Annotated in this window: 25 protein-coding genes; 23 read left to right on the top strand and 2 right to left on the bottom strand. The window is 61.2% G+C overall.

Going from position 1 to position 21687, the window contains the following annotated elements:
* Window positions 1-128 precede the first annotated feature (128 nt).
* The 22 genes from nrdH to BM341_RS19085 all read left to right on the top strand — a co-directional run bounded on the left by nrdH (window position 129) and on the right by BM341_RS19085 (window position 19460).
* Entirely contained in the window at window positions 129-350 is a 222-nt protein-coding gene (gene nrdH / locus BM341_RS16170; protein ID WP_089797101.1) for a glutaredoxin-like protein NrdH, read from the top strand.
* Entirely contained in the window at window positions 347-790 is a 444-nt protein-coding gene (gene nrdI, locus BM341_RS16165) for a class Ib ribonucleoside-diphosphate reductase assembly flavoprotein NrdI (protein WP_089797100.1), read from the top strand. The genes nrdH and nrdI overlap by 4 nt, the downstream gene beginning before the upstream one ends.
* A complete protein-coding gene (nrdE, locus tag BM341_RS16160; protein ID WP_217646251.1) occupies window positions 769-2928 on the top strand; it encodes a class 1b ribonucleoside-diphosphate reductase subunit alpha in 2160 nt (719 codons plus the stop codon). Before nrdI ends, nrdE begins: the two co-directional genes overlap by 22 nt.
* A gap of 76 nt (window positions 2929-3004) precedes the next feature.
* Window positions 3005-3979 carry a class 1b ribonucleoside-diphosphate reductase subunit beta gene (gene nrdF, locus BM341_RS16155; RefSeq protein WP_089797099.1) on the top strand — a complete coding sequence of 325 codons (975 nt, stop codon included), beginning with the start codon at window positions 3005-3007 and terminating at the stop codon, window positions 3977-3979.
* A 157-nt stretch (window positions 3980-4136) separates the two neighbouring features.
* On the top strand, window positions 4137-4448 hold the full coding sequence (gene rplU / locus BM341_RS16150) for a 50S ribosomal protein L21 (RefSeq protein ID WP_089797098.1): 312 nt from the start codon (window positions 4137-4139) through the stop codon (window positions 4446-4448).
* 56 nt (window positions 4449-4504) lie between these two features.
* Window positions 4505-4762: a 50S ribosomal protein L27 gene (rpmA, locus tag BM341_RS16145; protein ID WP_089797097.1), complete on the top strand. Its 258-nt coding sequence runs from the start codon at window positions 4505-4507 to the stop codon at window positions 4760-4762.
* 86 nt (window positions 4763-4848) lie between these two features.
* Entirely contained in the window at window positions 4849-6036 is a 1188-nt protein-coding gene (gene cgtA, locus BM341_RS16140; RefSeq protein ID WP_089797096.1) for an Obg family GTPase CgtA, read from the top strand.
* 42 nt (window positions 6037-6078) lie between these two features.
* Window positions 6079-6306: a DUF433 domain-containing protein gene (locus tag BM341_RS16135; RefSeq protein ID WP_089797161.1), complete on the top strand. Its 228-nt coding sequence runs from the start codon at window positions 6079-6081 to the stop codon at window positions 6304-6306.
* Complete coding sequence (locus tag BM341_RS16130; RefSeq protein WP_089797095.1) at window positions 6303-6644, top strand: DUF5615 family PIN-like protein; 342 nt, start codon at window positions 6303-6305, stop codon at window positions 6642-6644. The genes BM341_RS16135 and BM341_RS16130 overlap by 4 nt, the downstream gene beginning before the upstream one ends.
* Before the next feature lie 28 nt (window positions 6645-6672).
* Window positions 6673-7812, top strand: a complete 1140-nt coding sequence (gene proB / locus BM341_RS16125; protein ID WP_089797094.1) for a glutamate 5-kinase — start codon at window positions 6673-6675, stop codon at window positions 7810-7812.
* 205 nt (window positions 7813-8017) lie between these two features.
* Entirely contained in the window at window positions 8018-8284 is a 267-nt protein-coding gene (rpsT, locus tag BM341_RS16120; protein ID WP_089797093.1) for a 30S ribosomal protein S20, read from the top strand.
* 212 nt (window positions 8285-8496) lie between these two features.
* A complete protein-coding gene (gene murJ / locus BM341_RS16115; RefSeq protein ID WP_089797160.1) occupies window positions 8497-10020 on the top strand; it encodes a murein biosynthesis integral membrane protein MurJ in 1524 nt (507 codons plus the stop codon).
* A gap of 138 nt (window positions 10021-10158) precedes the next feature.
* Window positions 10159-11199 (top strand): bifunctional riboflavin kinase/FAD synthetase, encoded by a 1041-nt coding sequence (gene ribF / locus BM341_RS16110; RefSeq protein ID WP_089797092.1) that lies wholly within the window; start codon window positions 10159-10161, stop codon window positions 11197-11199.
* Window positions 11200-11209: 10 nt separating this feature from the next.
* The gene (gene ileS / locus BM341_RS16105; protein ID WP_089797091.1) at window positions 11210-14044 is read left to right on the top strand and encodes an isoleucine--tRNA ligase; all 2835 of its coding nucleotides are present in this window, start codon (window positions 11210-11212) and stop codon (window positions 14042-14044) included.
* A 79-nt stretch (window positions 14045-14123) separates the two neighbouring features.
* A complete protein-coding gene (gene lspA, locus BM341_RS16100) occupies window positions 14124-14612 on the top strand; it encodes a signal peptidase II (RefSeq protein ID WP_089797090.1) in 489 nt (162 codons plus the stop codon).
* A 104-nt stretch (window positions 14613-14716) separates the two neighbouring features.
* Entirely contained in the window at window positions 14717-15178 is a 462-nt protein-coding gene (gene fkpB, locus BM341_RS16095) for an FKBP-type peptidyl-prolyl cis-trans isomerase (protein ID WP_089797089.1), read from the top strand.
* 86 nt (window positions 15179-15264) lie between these two features.
* Entirely contained in the window at window positions 15265-16218 is a 954-nt protein-coding gene (gene ispH / locus BM341_RS16090) for a 4-hydroxy-3-methylbut-2-enyl diphosphate reductase (RefSeq protein ID WP_089797088.1), read from the top strand.
* 250 nt (window positions 16219-16468) lie between these two features.
* Window positions 16469-16801 (top strand): type IV pilin protein, encoded by a 333-nt coding sequence (locus BM341_RS19685; RefSeq protein WP_089797159.1) that lies wholly within the window; start codon window positions 16469-16471, stop codon window positions 16799-16801.
* 4 nt (window positions 16802-16805) lie between these two features.
* Window positions 16806-17246: a pilus assembly FimT family protein gene (locus tag BM341_RS16080; RefSeq protein WP_217646250.1), complete on the top strand. Its 441-nt coding sequence runs from the start codon at window positions 16806-16808 to the stop codon at window positions 17244-17246.
* The gene (gene pilV / locus BM341_RS16075) at window positions 17246-17698 is read left to right on the top strand and encodes a type IV pilus modification protein PilV (protein ID WP_089797086.1); all 453 of its coding nucleotides are present in this window, start codon (window positions 17246-17248) and stop codon (window positions 17696-17698) included. Before BM341_RS16080 ends, pilV begins: the two co-directional genes overlap by 1 nt.
* A 2-nt stretch (window positions 17699-17700) precedes the next feature.
* Window positions 17701-18264, top strand: coding sequence for a PilW family protein (locus BM341_RS16070; protein WP_089797085.1), 564 nt, complete (start codon window positions 17701-17703; stop codon window positions 18262-18264).
* Window positions 18265-18311: 47 nt separating this feature from the next.
* Window positions 18312-19460, top strand: a complete 1149-nt coding sequence (locus BM341_RS19085; RefSeq protein WP_139233026.1) for a pilus assembly PilX family protein — start codon at window positions 18312-18314, stop codon at window positions 19458-19460.
* A 51-nt stretch (window positions 19461-19511) separates the two neighbouring features.
* Here the strand turns inward: BM341_RS19085 and BM341_RS16065 are convergent, their stop codons facing one another.
* Window positions 19512-20078: a GspH/FimT family pseudopilin gene (locus BM341_RS16065; protein ID WP_089797084.1), complete on the bottom strand. Its 567-nt coding sequence runs from the start codon at window positions 20076-20078 to the stop codon at window positions 19512-19514.
* 103 nt (window positions 20079-20181) lie between these two features.
* Here BM341_RS16065 and thiO point away from each other — a divergent pair, with 103 nt between their 5' ends.
* Window positions 20182-21282 carry a glycine oxidase ThiO gene (thiO, locus tag BM341_RS16060; RefSeq protein ID WP_089797083.1) on the top strand — a complete coding sequence of 367 codons (1101 nt, stop codon included), beginning with the start codon at window positions 20182-20184 and terminating at the stop codon, window positions 21280-21282.
* Window positions 21283-21346: 64 nt separating this feature from the next.
* Here the strand turns inward: thiO and BM341_RS16055 are convergent, their stop codons facing one another.
* Window positions 21347-21607 carry a PP0621 family protein gene (locus BM341_RS16055; protein ID WP_089797082.1) on the bottom strand — a complete coding sequence of 87 codons (261 nt, stop codon included), beginning with the start codon at window positions 21605-21607 and terminating at the stop codon, window positions 21347-21349.
* Window positions 21608-21687 lie beyond the last annotated feature (80 nt).

Raw genomic sequence — 21687 nt, 5'->3', positions numbered from 1 at the left:
CTAGATATTGATTAAATCATTAGATAGCCTACCATATATGGACAAAAGGCGAAGGCCGCCGTGGCTGGCCATGCGCGCCATGCCGTTTCAGACTGCGCTTCTCAACCGCCCCTGACCGAGGATCAACGATGCCCATCGAAATCTACAGCAAGCCCGCCTGCGTGCAGTGCACGGCGACCTATCGTGCGCTGGACCAGCAAGGTCTCGACTACACAGTCGTCGATATCGCCGATGATGCGGTGGCCCGCGAGTTCGTCGAGCGGCTCGGCTATCGCCAGCTGCCGGTGGTGGTGGCCGGCGAGGGTCACTGGTCGGGATTCCGGCCGGACCGTATTCGAGCGCTGGGATGAGGCAAGCGGCCACATTACCGACACCCGGCGGCACGAGCGTCGGGCTGGTCTACTTCTCGACCCGTTCCGGCAACACCCAACGTTTCATGCAGTCGCTGGGGTTGCCGGCCAGCCGGATCCCGCTGAGTCGCGATGCGCCCGGCCTGGTGGTCGATAGCCCCTTTGTGCTGGTCACGCCTAGCTATGGCGGTGGTGGCGTGAAGGGCGCAGTGCCCGGCCCGGTCATTCGCTTTCTCAACGACAAGCGCAACCGCCAGCGGCTGCGAGGCGTCATCGCCGCTGGCAATACCAACTTCGGTGCGGGCTATTGCCTGGCAGGCCGAATCATCGCCGAAAAATGCCACGTGCCGTTGCTGCACCGATTCGAACTGTTCGGTACGCCCGACGACGTGGCCACTGTTTATCAGGGAGTGACTGAATGCTGGATACCCCACGCCTGACGGCGACGTCTCACGTAAACGGCGTCAAGACGCTGGACTATCATGCGCTCAACGCCATGCTCAACCTTTACGGGCCCGAGGGTGAGCTTCAGCTCGACAAGGATCGCGAGGCGGCGCGCCAGTACTTCCTCCAGCACGTCAATCAGAACACGGTCTTCTTCCATTCGCTGGAGGAGAAGCTCGACTACCTAGTGACGGAGGGCTATTACGAGGCCGAGGTCCTGGCGCAGTATGCTCCAGACTTTTTGACGTCGCTTTTCGAGCAGGCCTACGCCGCCAAGTTTCGCTTTCCGAGCTTCCTCGGGGCCTTCAAGTACTACACCAGCTATACGCTCAAGACCTTCGATGCCAAGCGCTATCTGGAGCGCTACGAGGATCGCGTCTGCATGGTGGCGCTGACGCTGGCCCGGGGCGACGAGACCCTGGCGCGTGCGCTGGTCGATGAGATCATCAGCGGTCGCTTCCAGCCGGCTACGCCGACCTTCCTCAACTGCGGCAAGCGCCAGCGTGGCGAGCTGGTGTCGTGCTTTTTGCTGCGCATCGAAGACAATATGGAATCGATCGGCCGGTCGATCAATTCGGCGCTGCAGCTCTCCAAGCGTGGCGGTGGGGTGGCCTTCCTGCTCAGCAACATCCGCGAGGCCGGAGCGCCGATCAAGCGCCTCGAGAACCAGTCATCGGGCATCATCCCGATCATGAAGCTGCTCGAGGATGCGTTCTCCTATGCCAACCAGCTGGGTGCACGGCAGGGCGCCGGTGCGGTGTATCTCAACGCCCATCACCCCGATATCCTGCGTTTCCTCGACACCAAGCGCGAGAACGCCGACGAGAAGATACGCATCAAGACGCTCTCGCTGGGCGTGACGGTTCCCGATATCACCTTCGAGCTGGCCAAGCGCAACGAGGACATGTATCTGTTTTCGCCCTATGACGTCGAGCGCGTCTACGGGGTGCCCTTCGGCGATATCAGCGTGACCGAGAAGTACGCGGAGATGGTCGACGACGGGAGGATACGCAAGGCCAGGATCAAGGCCCGCGAGTTCTTCCAGACCCTGGCCGAGCTGCAGTTCGAGTCCGGCTATCCCTACCTGATGTTCGAGGACACCGTGAACCGCGCCAATCCCATCGCCGGGCGCATCAACATGAGCAACCTCTGCTCGGAGATCCTGCAGGTCAACACGCCAACCGAGTACGCGGAAGACCTCAGCTATGGTCACATCGGCCAGGATATCTCCTGCAACCTGGGGTCGATGAACATCGCCAAGGTGATGGATGCCGGTGATATCGGCACTAGCGTGGAGATCGCCGTGCGGGGCCTCACGGCCGTCTCGGAGATGAGCAACCTTCGCTCGGTGCCTTCCATCGCCACGGGTAACGCGCAGTCGCGGGCCATTGGGCTGGGGCAGATGAACCTGCACGGGTTTCTGGCTCGCGAGCGCATCTTCTATGGCTCCGAGGAAGGGTTGGATTTCACCAACCTGTACTTCTACTGCGTGGCCTATCATGCGCTGCGTGCCTCGAACCGCCTGGCCATCGAGCACGGCGAGCGCTTTGCCGGCTTCGGCGACTCCACCTACGCCAGTGGAACGTTCTTCGATCAATACACCGAGCAGGCGTGGACCCCGCGGACCGACAAGGTGCGTGGGCTGTTCGAGCGCGCCGGCATCGCCATTCCCGACCAGGACGACTGGCGCGCCCTGAAAGCCTCGGTAATGGCCCACGGTCTCTACAATCGCAACCTGCAGGCGGTGCCGCCCACCGGCTCGATCTCCTACATCAACCACTCCACCTCGAGCATCCATCCGGTGGCGGCCAAGATCGAGATACGCAAGGAGGGCAAGCTGGGCCGCGTCTACTATCCCGCGCCGCACCTGAACAACGACAACCTCGCGTATTACCAGGATGCCTACGAGATCGGCCCGGAAAAGATCATCGATACCTATGCCGAGGCGTCGAGACACGTCGACCAAGGGCTGTCGCTGACGCTGTTCTTCGCCGATACCGCCACTACGCGCGACATCAATCGGGCGCAGATCTACGCCTGGCGCAAGGGCATCAAGACGCTTTATTACATTCGCCTGCGCCAGGCGGCCCTGGAAGGCACCGAGGTCGAAGGCTGCGTGTCCTGCTCGCTATGAGAGCCAATCGCTGCGCGGGCGCCTTGTGCTGCATCCCGCTCGCGGATTTGCTGGCTACCCAAGGAATTCGTCGAAAATGACCACTACTACTCACCGTCTATCACACGTCGCCGCCATCAACTGGAACCGCCTGCAGGACGACAAGGATCTGGAAGTCTGGAATCGTCTTACCAGTAATTTCTGGCTGCCGGAAAAGGTGCCGCTGTCCAACGACATTCCCTCCTGGAACACCTTGACGTCCCAGGAGCAGCAGCTGACCATCCGCGTGTTCACCGGGCTCACGCTGCTCGATACCATCCAGGGCAGCATCGGCGCCCCCGCGCTGATCGAGGATGCCCGGACCCAGCATGAAGAGGCGGTCTACACCAATATCGCTTTCATGGAATCGGTGCACGCCCGCTCCTACAGTTCGATCTTCTCGACCCTGTGCACGACCCGTGATGTGGACGATGCCTTTCGCTGGAGCGAGGAGAACGCGCCGCTGCAGGCCAAGGCCGAGCTGATTCTCGACCGCTACCGCGCCGACGACCCGCTGATGCGCAAGGTTGCCAGCGTGTTTCTCGAGTCGTTCCTGTTCTATTCGGGCTTCTATCTGCCGATGCACTGGGCGAGTCACGCCAAGCTGACCAACACCGCCGACCTGATTCGCCTGATCATCCGCGATGAGGCAGTGCACGGTTACTACATCGGCTACAAGTTCCAGCTGGCGCTGGCCGAGGCATCGTCGGAGCGTCAGCAGGCGGTCAAGGACTACGCCTTCGAGCTGCTGCTCGAGCTCTACGATAACGAGGTGAAATACGCCGAGTCGCTCTATGACGCGCTGGGCATGACCGAGGGCGTCAAGGCCTTCCTGCACTACAACGCCAACAAGGCGCTGATGAACCTCGGCTACGAGCCGCTTTTCCCGAGCAGCGTCACCGAGGTCGATCCGACGATTCTTGCCGCCCTCTCGCCGGGCGCCGACGAAAACCACGATTTCTTCTCGGGCTCCGGCTCGTCCTATGTGATCGGCAAGGCGGTGGCCACCGAGGATGCGGACTGGGCCTTCTGAGCCCATTGTCTTGTCGGTTTTTGAGGTTGAAGGCGCGCGCGGCGGCGGTTATAATCCGCGACCCACTCATCACGCTCCCTGTCAGATGGCTGCCGAAAGGGGCGCCACTCGCAGCAGGCCGATGAAGAGCCAATCTCGATGAGTTCTGGAGAGACAGATGTACGCAATTATCAAGAGCGGTGGCAAACAGTACCGCGTTCAGGAAGGCCAGACGCTCAAGCTCGAGAAGCTGGAAATCCCGACCGGTGAAAGCGTCGAGTTCGATCAGGTGTTGCTGGTCGGCAACGACGACGACATCAAGATCGGCGCGCCGCTGGTCGACGGTGCCAAGGTGGCGGCTGAAGTCGTCTCTCATGGCCGTGGTGACAAGGTGACCATCATCAAGTTTCGTCGCCGCAAGCACAGCATGAAGCGTCAGGGCCACCGTCAGTGGTTCACTGAAGTCAAGATCACCGGGATCTCTGCGTAAGCGCTGCGGCGCTAGCGACGAAGAGACAATTCCCCTGAACGAGCGAGGACTTAGCAATGGCTCACAAGAAGGCAGCGGGCTCTACCCGTAACGGTCGCGATTCCGAATCCAAACGCCTTGGTGTCAAGCTCTATGGTGGCCAGGCGGCAGTGCCGGGCAACATCATCGTGCGTCAGCGTGGCACGCGTTTCCACGCCGGCATCGGCGTCGGCCTCGGCCGCGACCATACCTTGTTCGCGCTGAACGAAGGCGTGATCAAGTTCGAGACCAAGGGTCCGAAGAATCGCAAGTTCGTCAGCGTCGTCTCTGCCTGAGACCGCCCGAGCTTGCCCAGAAGGCCCCGCCACGGCGGGGCCTTCTTGTATCATGACGGTGGAGATGGCCGTCGGGAGAGTGACAGATGCAATTCGTGGATGAAGCCTCGATCATCGTGGAGGCGGGAAATGGTGGCAATGGCTGCCTGAGCTTCCGCCGCGAGAAGTACGTGCCCAAGGGCGGCCCCGACGGCGGCGATGGCGGTCATGGCGGCTGCGTCTACCTGATCGGCGACGACGCCCTCAACACCTTGATCGACTTCAAGTACCAGCGCTTCTACAAGGCCCAGAACGGCCAGCCCGGCATGGGCCGCCAGATGAGCGGCAGGGCCGGTGACGACCTGCACGTCAAGGTGCCGGTGGGCACCACGGTGATCGACGAGGACACCCTCGAGGTGATCGCCGACGTCACTGAGATCGGCCAGGAGGTGTTGGTCGCCCAGGGCGGTCGCCGCGGACTGGGCAACATCCATTTCAAGTCGTCCACCAATCGGGCGCCGCGTCGCACCACGTCGGGCACCGAGGGCGAGCGTCGCAACCTGCGCTTCGAGATGAAGGTCATGGCCGATGTGGGTCTGCTGGGCCTGCCCAATGCCGGCAAGTCGACGCTGATCCGCTCCGTCTCCGCGGCCAAGCCCAAGGTCGCCAACTACCCCTTCACGACCCTGGTGCCCAACCTGGGGGTGGTGAAGCTCGGCATGCATGAGCACTTCGTGATGGCCGACGTGCCGGGGCTGATCGAGGGCGCCTCCGATGGTGCCGGCCTGGGGCTGCGCTTTCTCAAGCATCTGACCCGCACGCGGCTGCTCTTTCATGTCGTCGACGTGGCGCCCTTCGACGAGTCCGACCCCGTCGAGGCCGCCGAGGCGATTACCCACGAGCTGGGCGAGTTCTCGCCGACCCTGGCTGAACTGCCGCGCTGGCTGGTGCTCAACAAGCTCGACCTGCTGCCCGAGGACGAGCGCCAGGCGCGCACCGACGCCATTGTCTCCCGGCTCGGCTGGGAAGGGCCGGTGTTTCGTATCTCGGCGATCTCAAGCGATGGTACCGATGCCCTGGTGCAAGCCGCCTACCGCTGGCTGACCGAGCAAAGGCGGTTGGAGAACGAGGACGAGGAGGCCGCCGAGCGCGCTCGCGAGATGCGTGCCCGCATGGAAGACGAGGCGGTGGCGCGCACCGAAGCGCGGCTGGGCCGCAAGCGCAAGCGCGACGATTTCGATGACGACGACTTTGACGATGACGATTATGACGTCGAGGTCGAATACTCTCCTTGATGGCGTAAACTGACGATGAGCTGAATGCATGGGAGGGCCAGGATGAACAACAGTTTATTGAGCCGTATCACGATTGATCCCGCTCAGTGCGGCGGCAGGCCCTGCATCCGCGGTATGCGCATCCGGGTCGTGGATGTGCTGGACCTGATGGCCCAGGGCCTCGGTACCCAAGAGGTGCTAGAGGAGATGCCCGATCTGGAGCTCGAGGATATCCTGGCTGCCTTGCAGTTTGCCGCCAGGCGCCTCGACCATCCCGTGCTCGCCGCATGATCCTGTGGGTTGACGCTCAGCTCTCGCCCCATCTGGCCCCATGGATAACTGAAAATCTAGGCATGGAGGCCTATTCAGCCCGCTGGCTTGGTTATCGAGATGCTTCAGATGAGGAAATCTTTGCGGCAGCTCGGAAGGCAGATGCCGTGGTGCTTACCAAGGACCGGGACTTCCCCGACCTCTTGGAGCGGCATGGTCCACCGCCGAGAGTTGTCTGGGTCACAATGGGCAACACGACCAATGCCAGGATGCGAGAAGTGCTCGCGCGCCTGCTTCCCGAGGCGTTGGGTCTGCTGTCCAAAGGTGAACCTTTGGTTGAGTTAGGTGATTGGCAATAATCCTTCCTAGGACATTTCAGGAATAACGATGACGGATGGGACTGTGAATCCCAGCCGCGATACGCTTGTCGGGGCGCGTCGTGTGGTGGTGAAGATCGGCAGCGCGCTGCTGACCAACGATGGTCGCGGGCTCGACGATGCCGCCATCGGCGGTTGGGTCGATCAGATTGCCGAGTTGCATCGGCGCGGTATCGAGGTAGTGCTGGTCTCGTCCGGTGCCGTGGCGGCCGGCATGGTGCGTCTGGGCTGGCAGCGGCGTCCCTCGGCGGTGCACGAGCTGCAGGCCGCCGCCGCGGTGGGGCAGAACAGCCTGACCGAATGCTACGAAGGCCATTTCGCCCGCCACGGCATCCTCACCGCTCAGGTGCTGCTGACCCACGACGACCTCTCCAACCGCAAGCGCTACCTCAATGCGCGCTCGGCGCTGCGCACCCTGGTCGGCCTGCGTGTCGTGCCGGTGATCAACGAGAACGACACCGTGGTCACCGACGAGATCCGCTTTGGCGACAACGATACCCTGGGCGCGTTGGTCGCCAACCTGCTGGAGGCCGACGCGCTGGTGATCCTCACCGATCAGGAGGGGCTCTTCGATGCCGACCCGCGCGCCAATCCAGGCGCTCGCCTGATTCAGCAAGGCCGCGCCGATGACCCGTCGCTCGCCGCCGTGGCCGGTGGGGGCGGGGCGCTGGGGCGTGGCGGCATGACCACCAAGGTGCGGGCCGCTCAGCTCGCGGCCCGCTCGGGCGCGGTCACGGTCATCGCCAGTGGGCGCCAGTCGGCAGTGCTCGCCCGCCTGGTGGCTGGCGAGTCGCTGGGCACGCTGCTGCTGCCCGAGCAGGCGCCGATGGCGGCGCGCAAGCGCTGGCTGGCCGGCCAACTGCAGGTACGCGGCACCCTGACGCTGGATGACGGCGCCGTCAGCGTGCTGCGCCGCCAGGGCTCGAGTCTCTTGCCGGTCGGGGTCAGGCAGGCGGCGGGCACGTTCGTGCGGGGGGACATGGTGCTCTGCGTGGATGAGCAGGGCCATCGTGTCGCCAAGGGGCTGGTCAATTATGGGATCGAGGATGCGCGGCAGATCCTCGGCAAGCCGAGCCAGCGCATCGAAGCGATCCTCGGCTATATGGAGGCCCCGGAGCTGATCCACCGCGATAATCTGATTATCCTGTAGGCTAATCGTACGACTATGGCAAGCACGCGGGTGCTGTGATAGGATGCGCCATCCTCTCAGACACGGCCCGTAAGCGACTGCTGCCAATCCTGCAGTCGGCCAGATGGCCAGGCCGACGGGGAGTTTCGCATTTCCCTGTTGGATCAAACTGTTATCAAAAGCCGCCCAATGCCGGCGGCGACAACTTTCTCCAAGGAGACAGTCAGTGGCAAATAGCAAGCAAGCTCGCAAGCGCGCCCGTCAGTCAGAAGGCCGTCGTGTCCTGAAGGCGAGCCAGCGCAGCATGGTCCGCACCTACATCAAGCGTGTGCTCAAGGCCATCGAGGGCGGTGACCACGCCGAGGCAATGACCACCTTCCAGAAGGCGCAGCCGATCATCGATCGCATGGCCGACAAGGACGTGCTGTCCAAGCGCAAGGCGGCACGCCTGAAGAGCCGCCTGAACAAGCGGATCAAGGCCCTGGCTGCCTAAGCACGCCGGACGCCTCGGGCCTCCCTGAGCCCAATGGTCAGGGTGTCTCGCAAAAGACCGGCTAAGGCCGGTTTTTTTTGTGCCTGCCAACTGGGGTGTCCCTGAGCAGGACGTCGTGACTGGGGAGAAGGAAGAGCGCCGTGACCGATCACCCCGTGCAAGAACAGCCCGATCCCGACGATCTTGTCGTGGCGCCCAAGCGCGGCGGCTTGATGCGCTCGGGGCTGGTGGTGGGTGCCATGACCATGCTCTCCCGGGTCATGGGGCTCGCGCGCGACGTGGTGATCGCCGCCTTGCTGGGGGCCGGCAACGGGGCGGATGCCTTCTTCGTCGCCTTCAAGATTCCCAACTTCCTGCGCCGGCTGTTTGCCGAGGGAGCCTTCAACCAGGCCTTCGTGCCGGTGCTTTCCGAGTATGCCACCCGCGGTTCCAAGCGAGAGGTGCGTGAGCTGCTCGATGCGGTGGCCGGCAGCCTCGCCACGGTGTTGGCGCTGATCACGGCGATCGCCATGCTCGCCTCGCCCTGGCTGGTATGGGCCTTCGCTCCGGGCTTCGGGCGTGACCCCGAAAAGCTGACGATGACCGCCGACATGCTGCGGCTGACCTTTCCCTATCTGCTGCTGATCTCGCTGACGGCCTTCGCCGGCAGCACGCTCAATACCTGGAATCGCTTTGCCGTACCGGCCTTCACGCCGGTGCTGCTCAACTTGTCGTTGATTGGTGCCGCCATCCTGCTGACGCCGCTGATGAGCGAGCCGGCCATGGGCCTGGCCTGGGGCGTGCTGATCGCCGGGGTCGCCCAGCTGGCCTTTCAGGTGCCCTTCCTGGCGCGGCTGGGGCTGCTGCCGCGGCCCTGGCCCGATTTCGCCAACGCAGGCGTGCGGCGTATTCTGCGCCTGATGGTGCCGGCGCTGTTCGGTGTCTCGGTCTCCCAGATCAACCTGCTGCTCGATACGGTGCTGGCCTCGCTGCTGGCCGCGGGCAGCGTGTCCTGGCTGTATTATTCTGACCGCCTCGTGGAGCTGCCGCTGGGCGTGTTCGGCATCGCCATCGCCACGGTAATCCTGCCGGCGCTCTCCCGGCGCCATGCCGAGCAGTCCCGCGAGCACTTCGCCGCCATGCTCGACTGGGCGATTCGCACCGTGCTGCTGCTTGGTCTGCCGGCCGCCCTGGCGCTGGCCGTGCTGGCCGAGCCATTGCTGATCAGCCTGTTCCACTATGGCGCCATGACCGCTAACGACATCGCCATGGCCGCCATGAGCCTGCGCGCCTATGCCCTGGGTCTGGTCGCCTTCATGCTGATCAAGGTGCTGGCGCCGGGCTTCTTCGCCCGCCAGGACACCGCCACACCGGTCAAAGTCGGCATCATCGCGATGGTCGCCAACATGGTGTTCAACTTGCTGCTGATCTGGCCGTTGGCTCACGCCGGTTTGGCGCTGGCCACGGCGCTCTCCGCCTTTCTCAATGCCGGCCTGCTGGGCTGGCTGCTGCGAAAACAGGGCATCCTGATCTTTCAGCCCGGCTGGGGACGCTACGCTGTCCAACTCGTCGGCGGCTGCACGGTGATGGGCCTGGGACTGTGGTGGCTGTCCCCCGGCTGGCAGGAATGGCTCGGCTGGGAGGTAGGGACCCGCGTTGCCTGGCTGTCGGCGTTGGTGGTGTCGGGGGCGCTGGTGTATTTCGCCTGGCTGGCGGTCTTCGGGGTGCGCCTGCGGCACTTTCGTATGAAAAGCTAACGTGAGCGAATGAAAGGCTGACGTGAGCGCATGCTGGGATAGACAACCATCGGGGAATGACCACGCCGCGTCGGCTGTCAAGGGGCCCTGGGTCCGTTATAATCGACGACTTATTACCATCGGCCAGGCAACGAGCGCATGCGAGTGATTCGAGGACTGCACAACCTGCGCGACGAGCATCGCGGCTGCGTGGCCACCATCGGCAACTTCGATGGCGTCCACCGCGGCCACCAGGCGATCCTCGAACAGTGCCGGGAGCAGGCCGCGGCACGCCAGCTGCCAGTGACGGTGGTGGTGTTCGAACCGCAACCCCGCGAGTTCTTCGCCGGTGACCAGGCGCCGCCCCGGCTGACACGCTTGCGCGAAAAGGTGCGCCTGCTCGGCGAGGCCGGCGTCGATCGTATTCTCTGCCTGCCCTTCAACGAGGCATTGCGAAGCCTGACGGCACTCGAGTTCATCGAGCGGGTGCTGATCGACGGCCTGGGCGTGCGGCATCTGGTAGTGGGCGACGACTTTCGCTTCGGCTGCGACCGCCGCGGAGACTTCCACCTGCTCACCGAGGTGGGCGAAGCGAGCGGGTTTCGCGTCGAACATACCCGCACCTTCACGCTGGACGATGAGCGCGTGTCGAGTACCCGTGTGCGCACCATGCTCGCGAGCGGCAACTTCGTCGCGGCGTCGCGTCTGCTGGGGCGTCCCTATCGGCTGGATGGCCGCGTGGTGCCGGACCAGCAGCTCGGCCGCACCATCGGCGTACCGACGGCCAATCTGCCGTTGCCCTCCTTGCCGCTTCCGCTGCAGGGCGTCTATGCCGTGGTGACGGAGTTGCCGGATGGCCGGCGATTGCCGGCGGTGGCCAATATCGGCTGGCGGCCCACCCTGGGCAGCCGGCGTCCGGTACTCGAGGTGCACCTGTTCGATTTCGATGGCGATCTCTACGGCGAGCGGCTGGTGGTGTTTCCCTGCGCCAAACTGCGCGGCGAGGTGAAGTTCGACGACTTCGAGGCCCTCAAGGCGCAGATCCACAGCGACCAGGCCCGCGCGCGGCGTTTCTTTTTACAGCAGCCCGCCCACGCTGCCCTACATGATTCTCTTCCTCTGGCATCGGCGCCGCTGGCGCGCGAGGCCGTGACTTTCGACTCCTCGGCGGGCAAGCCCGCCGACCACGACGACGGCTGACCCCCAGGATATGAGCGACTACAAGCACACTCTGAACCTGCCAGATACCGACTTCCCGATGCGCGGCATGCTGCCCAAGCGCGAGCCCGAGCGCGTGGCGCAGTGGCAGCAGTTGGACCTCTACCATCGGTTGCGTGAAGAGCGCCGTGGCCGGGAGCTGTTCGTGCTGCACGATGGCCCTCCTTATGCCAACGGCAGCATTCATATCGGGCATGCCGTCAACAAGATCCTCAAGGACATCATCGTCAAGTCGAAGAGCCTGGCCGGCTTCGACGCGCCCTACGTGCCGGGCTGGGATTGCCACGGCCTGCCTATCGAACACAAGGTTGAGACCACGCACGGCAAGCATCTGGAGCCGCAGAAGGCCCGCGAGCTGTGCCGGGAATACGCCGGCGAGCAGATCAAGGAGCAGCTGTCCGACTTCGTTCGCCTGGGTGTGATCGGCGACTGGGGCAACCCCTATCGCTCCATGGACTTCGCCAACGAGGCCGGCGAAATCCGTGCGCTCGCCGAGATGGTCGCGGCGGGCTATGTCTTCAAGGGCCTGAAACCTGTCAACTGGTGCTTCGATTGCGGCTCGGCGCTGGCCGAGGCCGAGGTCGAATATGCCGACAAGAAGTCCGATGCCATCGACGTCGCCTTCCCGGCGGCCGACGAGGACAAGCTGGCCGCCGCCTTCGGCCTTGCCGAGCTCAGCAAGCCTGCCGCCATCGTCATCTGGACCACCACGCCCTGGACCATTCCGGCCAACCAGGCGCTCAACGTCCACCCCGAATTCACCTACGCGCTGGTCGACACCGGCGAGCGGTTGCTGGTGCTCGCCGAGGAACTGGTCGAGAGCTGCCTTGAGCGCTATGGCCTGCAGGGCGAGGTGATCGCCACCGCCCAGGGCGAGGCGTTGAACCTGATCGAGTTTCGCCATCCTTTGTATGATCGCCGCTCGCCGGTGTATCTCGCCGACTACGTGGAGTCCGAGATCGGCAGCACCGGCATCGTCCACTCCGCGCCGGCCTACGGCGTCGACGACTTCGTGACCTGCCGTGCCCACGGCATGAGCTTCGACGAGATCCTGAGCCCCGTGCAGGGCAATGGCGTCTACGCCGACGACCTGCCGCTGTTCGGCGGTCAGATGATCTGGAAGGCCAATCCGCAGATCGTCGACAAGCTGCGCGAGGTCGGGGCGCTGATGGTCCACCAGCCCATCACCCACAGCTACATGCACTGCTGGCGCCACAAGACGCCGGTGATCTACCGCGCCACTGCCCAATGGTTCGTAGGCATGGACCTCAAGGACGCGGACGGCCTCACGCTGCGCGAGCGGGCGCTGGCAGGCATCGAGGCCACCCGGTTTACGCCGGGCTGGGGCAAGGCGCGGTTGCACAGCATGATCGCCAACCGCCCCGACTGGTGCATCTCGCGCCAGCGCAACTGGGGCGTGCCGATTCCCTTCTTCCTGCACAAGGCCAGCGGTGAGCTGCACCCTCGCACGCTCGAGCTGATGGAAGAGGCCGCCAGGCGTGTCGAGAAAGAAGGCATCGACGCCTGGTTCCGCCTCGACCCGGTTGAGCTGCTGGGCGAGGAGGCCGCCGATTACGACAAGGTCACCGATACCCTGGATGTGTGGTTCGACTCCGGCACCACCCATCGCCACGTGCTGCGCGGCTCGCATCCGCATGGCCATCAGCAGGGGCCGGTCGCGGACCTATACCTGGAAGGCTCCGACCAGCACCGTGGCTGGTTTCATTCCTCGCTGCTGACCGGCTGCGCCATCGACGGGCATCCGCCGTATCGCGGCCTGCTGACCCACGGCTTCACCGTCGATGCTCAGGGCCGCAAGATGTCCAAGTCGGTGGGCAACGTGGTGGCGCCCCAGGAAGTGATGGACAAGCTCGGCGCCGATATCCTGCGCCTGTGGGCCGCCTCGACCGACTACTCCGGCGAGATGGCGGTGTCCGACGAGATCCTCAAGCGCACCGCCGACGTCTACCGGCGCATCCGCAACACCTCGCGCTTCTTGCTCGCCAACCTGACCGGCTTCGAGCCGGACCGCGACCGGGTAGCCTTCGACGACATGCTCGCGCTCGACCAGTGGGTGGTCGATCGTGCCGCACAGTTGCAGGCGCGCATCGAGACGGCCTATGAGGAGTACCGTTTCCTCGATGTCTACCAGCAGGTGCATGGCTTCTGTGCCCGCGAGCTGGGCGGTTTCTACCTCGACGTGATCAAGGATCGCCAGTACACCACCCAGGCCGACTCGCTGGCCCGCCGCAGCGCCCAGACCGCGCTCTATCAGGTGGTCGAGGCGCTCTGCCGCTGGGTGGCGCCGATCCTCTCCTTCACCGCCGAGGAAATCTACGAGCACATTCCCGGCAAGCGCCGCGACAGCGTGCTGCTGGATACCTACTACCTTGGCCTTGCCACCCTGGCCGATGACGCCGAAATGGGGCGTGACTTCTGGGAGCAGGTGCTGGAGGTCAAGCAGGCCGTCAACAAGTGTCTCGAGGATGCCCGTAACGCCAAGACCATCAAGGGCAGCCTGGCCGCCGAGGTTATCCTGTATGTCGATGACGAACTGCGCGCGACCCTCGAGAGGCTTGGCGACGAGCTGCGCTTCGTGTTGCTCACCAGTGACGTCAGGCTGCTGCCCATCGCCGAGGGTCCCACCGCGGAAGAGACAGAGATAAAGAATCTCAGGGTGCGAGTGGCGGCAAGTCACCACGACAAGTGCGAGCGCTGCTGGCATCACCGCGAGGACGTGGGCACCCACCCCGAGCACGATGATCTCTGCGGCCGCTGCATCAGCAACCTGCCGGATGGCCCGGGCGAGACGCGTTTCTATGCATAGGACAGGGCATAAAGCCGAGCATAAAGCCGGTGGGCATGAAGAACGTAGAGGCGAGCCGGCCTCGGCTACCGTGCCGCCCATGCAGCGCCCACTTCGCTGGCTATGGCTGGCCGCGGCGATCGTCGTGCTTGACCTCGCCACCAAATACGCCGCCAGTGCCTGGCTCAGCTATGGCCGCCCGGTGGAGGTGCTGCCGTTCTTTAACCTGACGCTGTTGCACAACACCGGCGCGGCCTTCAGCTTCCTGGCCGGTCACCCCGGCTGGCAGCGCTGGTTCTTCGCCACGGTCGCGGTGGGCGCGAGCATTGGCCTGACGATCTGGATGAGTCGCCTCAAGCGCGATGAAACGCTGATGGCGGTATCGCTGGCGATGATCATCGGCGGGGCGCTGGGCAATCTCTACGACCGCCTGGTGCATGGCTACGTGGTGGACTTCCTGTCGTTTCACGCCGCCGGCTGGTACTACCCGGCATTCAACGTGGCGGATATCGGCATTACCCTGGGCGCCGCCGGCCTGATCTGGGAGTCGGTGATCGGCGAGCGGCGTCGGGCTCGGCAACGCTCGTAAGGAACGGCGCGTGAGGAACCGGCAGCGCCTGGGGGTATCCAAGCAAGCATCGCGCCTTACGCCAGCGCCTCTACACGATCAAGACGATCAAGGGACACCAAACGATGAGCGATTCCAACCATCAAGCCTTACGCATCGACGAGGGCATGGACGTCACCCTGCATTTCACGCTCAAGCTGGAAGACGGCACCGTGGTGGATACCACCCGTGACAAGTCGCCGGCCAACTTCCAACTGGGCGACGGCAACCTGCCGCCCGGTTTCGAGCACCCGCTCAAGGGGCTGGAAGCCGGCGATACCGGCAGCTTCGAGATTGCGCCGGAACACGCCTTCGGACAGCACAACCCGCAGAATATTCAGTTGCTCAAGCGTGACGACTTCGAGAGCGACGAGCCCGAGATCGGCATGGTGATGTCGTTCGCCGATGCCGCCGGTGGCGAGCTGCCGGGGGTGATCAAGCGTATCGAGGGCGAGCAGGTGGAAGTGGACTTCAACCATCCGCTGGCAGGGCGTACCCTGACCTTCGAGGTGGAAGTGCTTGACGTAAAGCCGGCCACGACGCACTGAGCCGACCCCGATTCTTCGAACGCACCGATGCGCCGGCATCAAGGCAAGGCCTATCCATGCAACGCAATTTCCCGCAGGCTAACTCCATGAAAATCAAGCTGGCCAACCCGCGCGGCTTCTGCGCCGGCGTCGATCGCGCCATCGATATCGTCAATCGCGCGCTGGATGTCTTCGGCCCGCCGATCTACGTGCGCCATGAGGTTGTCCACAACCGCTTCGTGGTCGATACCCTGCGCGAGCGCGGCGCGGTCTTCGTCGAGGAACTGCACGAAGTGCCCGACGACGTGATCGTGATCTTCTCGGCCCACGGCGTCTCGCGTGCCGTGCAGGAGGAGGCCGACCGACGCGGCCTGCGCGTGTTCGACGCCACCTGCCCGCTGGTCACCAAGGTGCACATGGAAGTGCTGCGCTATGCGCGGCGCGGCCAGGAATGCATCCTGATCGGCCATGAAGGCCATCCCGAGGTGGAGGGCACCATGGGCCGTTACGATACGTCCCACGGTGGGCAGATCTACCTGGTGGAAGACGAAGCCGATGTGGCGCGCCTTGAAGTCAACAACTCCGAGCTGCTGGCCTTCGTCACCCAGACCACGCTGTCGATGGACGATACCGCCCGGGTGATCGACGCCCTGCGCGCCAAGTTCCCGGCGATCGACGGGCCGCGCAAGGACGATATCTGCTACGCCACGCAGAATCGCCAGGACGCCGTACGCGAGCTGGCCGCCGGCAGCGACCTGCTGCTGGTCGTCGGCAGCCCCAACAGCTCCAATTCAAACCGCCTGCGCGAGCTCTCCGAGCGTGTCGGCACAGCCGCGTATCTGATCGACAATGCCGAGCAGATCGATCCCGCCTGGCTGAATGGTGTCAACGCCATCGGCGTCACGGCCGGCGCCAGCGCCCCCGAGGTGCTGGTGCAGGGTGTGATCGACCGCCTGCAGCAGCTGGGCGCCACCGCACCCGAAGAGCTCGCCGGCCGTGCCGAGACCATCACCTTCTCGATGCCGCGCGAGCTGCGCGAGCAGGTGATCGCCAGCGACTAGCCGTACGGGCTTGGCGGCGATTCAGCCAGAAAGGCTGGTATCGTTCATCCTCAGGTAAGCAGAAGAAGCCGGGCAAGCGCCCGGCTTTTTTCGGTCTTGACACTGGCAGCTAATACAAACTTACCACATACTGAATACTAGAATTCTACGACAGGAGAGGCGCTGCGTGATCCTCACGAGCCCCCGACATCGACGGCAAGGCAATCAGGGCGGCCCTCGGCGCATCGCCGGCTTCACGTTGATCGAGCTAATGATTGCGGTAGCCATCATCGGCATTCTGGCGTCGATTGCGTATCCGAGTTATACGCGTTATGTGGAGCGTTCTCGGCTCTCCGATGGTAAGACGGGGTTGATGCAGGCAGCGGGAGAAATGGAGCGATGCTACACCCAGAATTACGAATATTTAGCTTCCTGCCTACAGACGACCTCATCACCAGAAGACGTTTATAAGAAAATTGAATTCGTGGGGACGCCTAGCGCCACTTTCATGTTGCAGGCGACCGAGGGGACACGAGTTCCATCGCGCTGCACGACGCTTACTCTAAGTAGTAATGGGGCTCGTGGCCCTGAGGGTTGTTGGTAAACATATGGTGAAAGTACGTGGCTTCACGCTGATCGAGCTTTTGATTACCCTTGCCTTGGCCGCCATAATTATGACCATCGCGGTGCCAAGCTTTCAGCGCATGATGGCTGTGACTCGTGTCGCTTCCGACTACAATGAAATACTTTTCGGCCTTAATTATACCAGAAGCGAGGCGATAAAAAAGCGTAGCGTTGTGGCGTTTACGGTGAGCCAACCCGAGCCTTGGGTATATCAAGTATCGGATGACAGTATACTTCGCAATCGTAGTGGTAGAGATGCTCGTACCTCATTACCTGAGGGGTTTTCTGTTGCCTTTGATTCCTTAGGTAAGCCGATAGGTTCTTGTTCCACTGGGTGCGGCCTGACACTGGGTAATACGTATTCAGAAGTAGATAGCCGAGTTATCAATATTAGCTCCATGGGGCGGGTCGGAGGAGGCTCATAATGGCTTTTCGGCCCTTAAGGCAGCACGGCTTCACCCTGATCGAAGCGCTGGTCGCTCTTCTGGTGCTCTCTATCGGCCTGTTGGGCGTCGCCGCCATGCAACTCGAGGCGCTTAAGAGCGCCCACGCGGCCTATCAGCGTTCCATTGCTAGCCTGGCGGCGCAGGATGCGCAGGAGAGACTTTGGGGTCAGCTGGCGTTGGATGGTGGTGCCTGCCCAACTTGGGCTAATGCAAACGATATTGGTGGAGTCGATGTTACATCCTGGGACGCATCTTGGGCCGAGTATCTACCGGACTTTAACAGTGATGAAGCTGGTACTGGTGGTTCAGTGACCGCCGTTGTTCCTAATAATGAATGTGAATTCAGTATCACAGTATCTTGGAGTGAAGGCCGCTTCTCTGATGAAGGCAACCCTGAGTTTAACTACACCGTCAGGCTGACTGGGGAATGACAATGAAACGCAATAGTGGTTTTTCCCTTATCGAGCTGATGGTGGCCATGGTAATCGGCCTGATTATTATTTTAGGTGCAGGTCAGCTGTTTCTTACAGTATTTCAGACCAATCGCCAAGTTGAGATGCTAGGCGAAAAACAAGCTGCTGTTAACTTCGCTGTTGACATTTTGCTTAGAGATATTAGGCGTGCTAATACTGTGACTTGGGATAGTTCCTCAAGTGAGTTGAAATTAGTCGTTACTAATCGTGGAGATATTTCCACTGGCTGTGCAACTGGTGATGATGTCGCCAAGGTTTACAAATTGAGTGATTCGGCGGTGAGCGACAGAGAAGGATGGGCGCTTGAGGCTGGGCAAGAATGCACATCAACCCTTCCCAGTGAGCCCAGTGGAAACCTGCCGGATATCGTTAGCGCATTTGTTGATAATGGTTTTTCTGTGGATAATAGCTTCGGTGGTGAAGGTGTTTGGGTCGTTACCTTTAAGCTATTGTCGACCTCTGAATCTGGTTCCGACGAGCTGGTTTTCTATGCCGTCAATCGTTCAGCCGCGGTAACCAACTGATTCGATATTGTATCGATGAAGCCGACGTGGCTTCCCGGAGAATGATGATGAAACATCAAAAAGGCGCAGCGTTAATTGTGGTTCTCACTCTTTTGTCCATTTCGCTGATGGTCGGACTATCAAGCATGCAGTCTTCGCAGATTGATGAGCGATTGGCGGGCAATTATAAAGCACAGTCAGAGGCCCAGATGAATGCGGAATACGCGGCTGCAGAAATGTATAAACTTATCTTATCAAAAGTGCAGGAGCCAAATATTGTTAGTAATTCACTAGAGGATGGAAGCTCCTCATGGCTAAACTTTGAGAAGTTATTTTCTACGGGTGAGTTGTGTTTTATAGATATAAACAAGAAAGCTTGTTATGTTAAGGTTGATGTTGCTATAGAAGGCTTGTTAGGATTGTCGCCTGGTGTTTATATAGTGGCAATTGGTGCAGTGGTGGAGGACAATGAAGTGCTTTCTCAGAGTGAGCTTATTTGGGTTCACTTAGTTAGCTCAAAAGTTCCGAATATTAATGGTGCACACTCTTGCTATGGTGAAGATTGTAATTACAGCGCCGGGGGGAACTCAGAGTTGACTGGTGTCGATCACCCGGTTCCCACTAATGTTTCTTGTAGTGGTGATGCTTGCCGCACAGATCCAGATGCGAATGAAGCTAACCGTAATGATGTAGATCAATGTTTCTACCCAAATGTTTCAAGTACTGGTTCCTTCGGTCACTGCCGATCGAGCGCTGACAGCATAAATGATGATGCTGATGATGGTATTGAGGGTTGGATAGATTTTCTCGCAGCGCTAGGGTCAGGTATACCTTTCTCAGAAGAAGGGGATTCGACTGTTAATTCTCTTGGGTCTAGAGACTTTCCTGCTCTTATTGATGTAGTTAGTGGTGTCGTCTCTAGAGGTAATGGTAATATAAATACCATAGGAATTATCGTTGTTAGAGAAGGCGCAACTTTTAAAATGTCAGGTACTGGCCACCATGAGGGGCTGGTTATAGTTGAAGAAGGGGGTGAATTAGTATACGACGGAACTCCAGTTTTGTATGGTTCCGTGATCAGCCTAAATGGAAGCATTGATTTTGACTTAAGTGTTACAGGTAACACTAGAGTGAGGTATAGTGAGCAAGCTGTTAGCATGCTTCGCAATTACTATAATTCGGAGGATGGACCTACTATAATTGCATCTTGGAGATAAGTGGCATATAGGACATTTAGAGATTAACGTTGCCTGTATTGGTTAAATAGTTTAACACCCTGAATCTTTAGGCTCGACGCGTACTCGTCCAGAATTGCTGACAATAATGGTCGCTCCCTCTTCTTTACGTCCACATATTTCAAAGGTACCGTTATGCCCCTTTGACCGTCCCATTTGCTTATAGCGTATAGGGTAGGTTCGATTGAAAGTCACTTTAGGCCCAATGTCACCTTCTAGAATTTTCAGCAGCGTCGTGTCTACTAGCTCTTTGCCCGCGGTTTGGCCTGTGACAATCACCAAATCCTTCCCCCAGTCCTCGAAATCGCAATTAGTGGCTGCCGCTGAAGCGACAGGACAGATTGCAATAGTGGTTCTTCGTGTAACCGCCGTGTTCCTTGCCAATGCTAATGCTGTTTTGATCCGCATGACTTCCGCCGCGACTTCATTACGTGCGCTGAATTGCTGAAAGCCAGGAATTCCAACCGTAGCGACAATGGCAAGCACGGCAATGGTCACGATGAGCTCGATCAGGGTCAGCCCGCCCTGGCGTCGCTTTGCCCGTCGCACGGGTGCGCCGTTATCGTACGCAGCATCTGAGGGTAGAATGGCATCGTGCATGCGGGTCTTCCAAAGAGGGTCGTTTTCCCGCTCTCACAGCAGGGCATCCTCTCAACATAGCTAATCCAATAAATTCTTATGTACGATTTCTCGGACAGTGCCTGTGAGTGATTTTGTCGTGATAGGTGGCGGCGTCATCGGCTTGATGACGACGCTGCAGCTGGCCGATGCCGGCCATTCGGTGACCCTGCTGGAACGTGGTGATTGCGGTCGCGAGGCGTCGTGGGCGGGCGGCGGTATCGTCTCGCCGCTCTATCCCTGGCGCTACAGCGAGCCGATCTCGCGGTTATCGACCTGGTCCGAGGGCTTCTATCCCCAGCTCTCCTTGCGCTTGCTGGAAGAAACCGGCATCGACCCCGAGTATCGCCAGCGCGGGTTGCTCTATCTGCGCGTAGACGATGAGGAACGCGCCATGGCCTGGGCGCGCAAGGTCGGCAAGCCGCTGGAGCGCGTCAATGCCGACTTCGTGTATACCAAGGAGCCAAATATCACGCCGGGGGTAACGGACGCACTGTGGATGCCGACCCTCGGTAGCCTTCGCAACCCTCGCCTGGTGCGCGCGCTGCGCAGGCGGTTGGGCAACATGGCGAAGGTGAGTATCCACGAGCGCTGTGAGGTGACCGGCTTTCGCCGACGAGGCCCGCACATCGAAGCGGTGGAGACGACAAGCGGGGCAGTGGCCGGCGATCAGGCGATCGTTTGCGGCGGTGCCTGGGCGGCGGGCCTGCTCGAGCGGGTCGGCGTGCGGCTGCCGGTGCGGCCGGTGAAGGGGCAGATGATCCTGTTCAAGGCACCGCCGGAGCGGGTCCGCAGAGTGGTGCTGATGGATGGCCGCTACGTGATTCCCCGTGCCGATGGGCGTGTGCTGGCCGGCTCGACGCTGGAGGAGACGGGCTTCGACAAGTCGCTTTCACACGCGGCGCGCGAATCGCTATGGGAGAGCGCGGTGAAGATCATTCCGACGCTCGCCGACTGCGAGGTGGAGCATCACTGGGCGGGGCTGCGACCGGGCTCGCCGGATGGCGTGCCCTTCATCGGCAGCGTACCGGGTGTGGATAACCTGCATGTGAATGCCGGCCACTACCGCAATGGCCTGGTACTGGCGCCGGCTGCAACACGGTTGCTGGTGGATCAACTGCTGGGTCGCGAGCCGATCGTCGACCCCAGGCCCTATGCCTTGTCGGATCAATGGCAGGCGCAGTAGGGAGAGAGTTGACGCTGCGCCAGGATCGCTGACAATAATTCAGCTTGGCGCTTGGCGCTTGGCGCTAGTCGTCCTTCTTTTCTTCGAGATATTTGTCGCGGTGCGCGCTGCAGCAGAACCATTCGCCCTTTTCGCGCAGGGCGTCGGGTTCGGGAACGTGCACCTTGCACCAGCTGCACAGCACCATCTTGCTGTCGGCAGGCTGTGAGTCACCCTCGACCAGATTGTCGCGGTTGAGCTTCCACTCGCGATACATGCTATAGAGCTTGAGGCCGGCGAAGAACAGCACGGCGAAGATAATGAGACGAATCAGCAACAGGTTCATCCTTATGAAGCCTCCCTGGTGGGGTGGCTGGCTTTGCCACTCGGCTGTCCTTGCGGGACAATGAAGGAATACCATCGATT

The organism is Halomonas korlensis (genome assembly GCF_900116705.1).
In the GTDB taxonomy this organism is placed as follows: Bacteria; Pseudomonadota; Gammaproteobacteria; order Pseudomonadales; family Halomonadaceae; genus Halomonas; species Halomonas korlensis.
This window is presented reverse-complemented; position numbering and strand designations above follow the sequence as displayed.

What these genes read in the sequence shown, in the direction of transcription:
- nrdH (WP_089797101.1), top strand. Translation starts at nt 129, where the DNA reads ATGCCCATCGAAATCTACAGCAAGCCCGCCTGCGTGCAGTGCACGGCG.
- nrdI (WP_089797100.1), top strand. Translation starts at nt 347, where the DNA reads ATGAGGCAAGCGGCCACATTACCGACACCCGGCGGCACGAGCGTCGGG.
- nrdE (WP_217646251.1), top strand. Translation starts at nt 769, where the DNA reads ATGCTGGATACCCCACGCCTGACGGCGACGTCTCACGTAAACGGCGTC.
- nrdF (WP_089797099.1), top strand. Translation starts at nt 3,005, where the DNA reads ATGACCACTACTACTCACCGTCTATCACACGTCGCCGCCATCAACTGG.
- rplU (WP_089797098.1), top strand. Translation starts at nt 4,137, where the DNA reads ATGTACGCAATTATCAAGAGCGGTGGCAAACAGTACCGCGTTCAGGAA.
- rpmA (WP_089797097.1), top strand. Translation starts at nt 4,505, where the DNA reads ATGGCTCACAAGAAGGCAGCGGGCTCTACCCGTAACGGTCGCGATTCC.
- cgtA (WP_089797096.1), top strand. Translation starts at nt 4,849, where the DNA reads ATGCAATTCGTGGATGAAGCCTCGATCATCGTGGAGGCGGGAAATGGT.
- BM341_RS16135 (WP_089797161.1), top strand. Translation starts at nt 6,079, where the DNA reads ATGAACAACAGTTTATTGAGCCGTATCACGATTGATCCCGCTCAGTGC.
- BM341_RS16130 (WP_089797095.1), top strand. Translation starts at nt 6,303, where the DNA reads ATGATCCTGTGGGTTGACGCTCAGCTCTCGCCCCATCTGGCCCCATGG.
- proB (WP_089797094.1), top strand. Translation starts at nt 6,673, where the DNA reads ATGACGGATGGGACTGTGAATCCCAGCCGCGATACGCTTGTCGGGGCG.
- murJ (WP_089797160.1), top strand. Translation starts at nt 8,497, where the DNA reads ATGCGCTCGGGGCTGGTGGTGGGTGCCATGACCATGCTCTCCCGGGTC.
- ribF (WP_089797092.1), top strand. Translation starts at nt 10,159, where the DNA reads ATGCGAGTGATTCGAGGACTGCACAACCTGCGCGACGAGCATCGCGGC.
- ileS (WP_089797091.1), top strand. Translation starts at nt 11,210, where the DNA reads ATGAGCGACTACAAGCACACTCTGAACCTGCCAGATACCGACTTCCCG.
- lspA (WP_089797090.1), top strand. Translation starts at nt 14,124, where the DNA reads ATGCAGCGCCCACTTCGCTGGCTATGGCTGGCCGCGGCGATCGTCGTG.
- fkpB (WP_089797089.1), top strand. Translation starts at nt 14,717, where the DNA reads ATGAGCGATTCCAACCATCAAGCCTTACGCATCGACGAGGGCATGGAC.
- ispH (WP_089797088.1), top strand. Translation starts at nt 15,265, where the DNA reads ATGAAAATCAAGCTGGCCAACCCGCGCGGCTTCTGCGCCGGCGTCGAT.
- BM341_RS19685 (WP_089797159.1), top strand. Translation starts at nt 16,469, where the DNA reads ATGATTGCGGTAGCCATCATCGGCATTCTGGCGTCGATTGCGTATCCG.
- BM341_RS16080 (WP_217646250.1), top strand. Translation starts at nt 16,806, where the DNA reads ATGGTGAAAGTACGTGGCTTCACGCTGATCGAGCTTTTGATTACCCTT.
- pilV (WP_089797086.1), top strand. Translation starts at nt 17,246, where the DNA reads ATGGCTTTTCGGCCCTTAAGGCAGCACGGCTTCACCCTGATCGAAGCG.
- BM341_RS16070 (WP_089797085.1), top strand. Translation starts at nt 17,701, where the DNA reads ATGAAACGCAATAGTGGTTTTTCCCTTATCGAGCTGATGGTGGCCATG.
- BM341_RS19085 (WP_139233026.1), top strand. Translation starts at nt 18,312, where the DNA reads ATGAAACATCAAAAAGGCGCAGCGTTAATTGTGGTTCTCACTCTTTTG.
- BM341_RS16065 (WP_089797084.1), bottom strand. Translation starts at nt 20,078, where the DNA reads ATGCACGATGCCATTCTACCCTCAGATGCTGCGTACGATAACGGCGCA.
- BM341_RS16055 (WP_089797082.1), bottom strand. Translation starts at nt 21,607, where the DNA reads ATGAACCTGTTGCTGATTCGTCTCATTATCTTCGCCGTGCTGTTCTTC.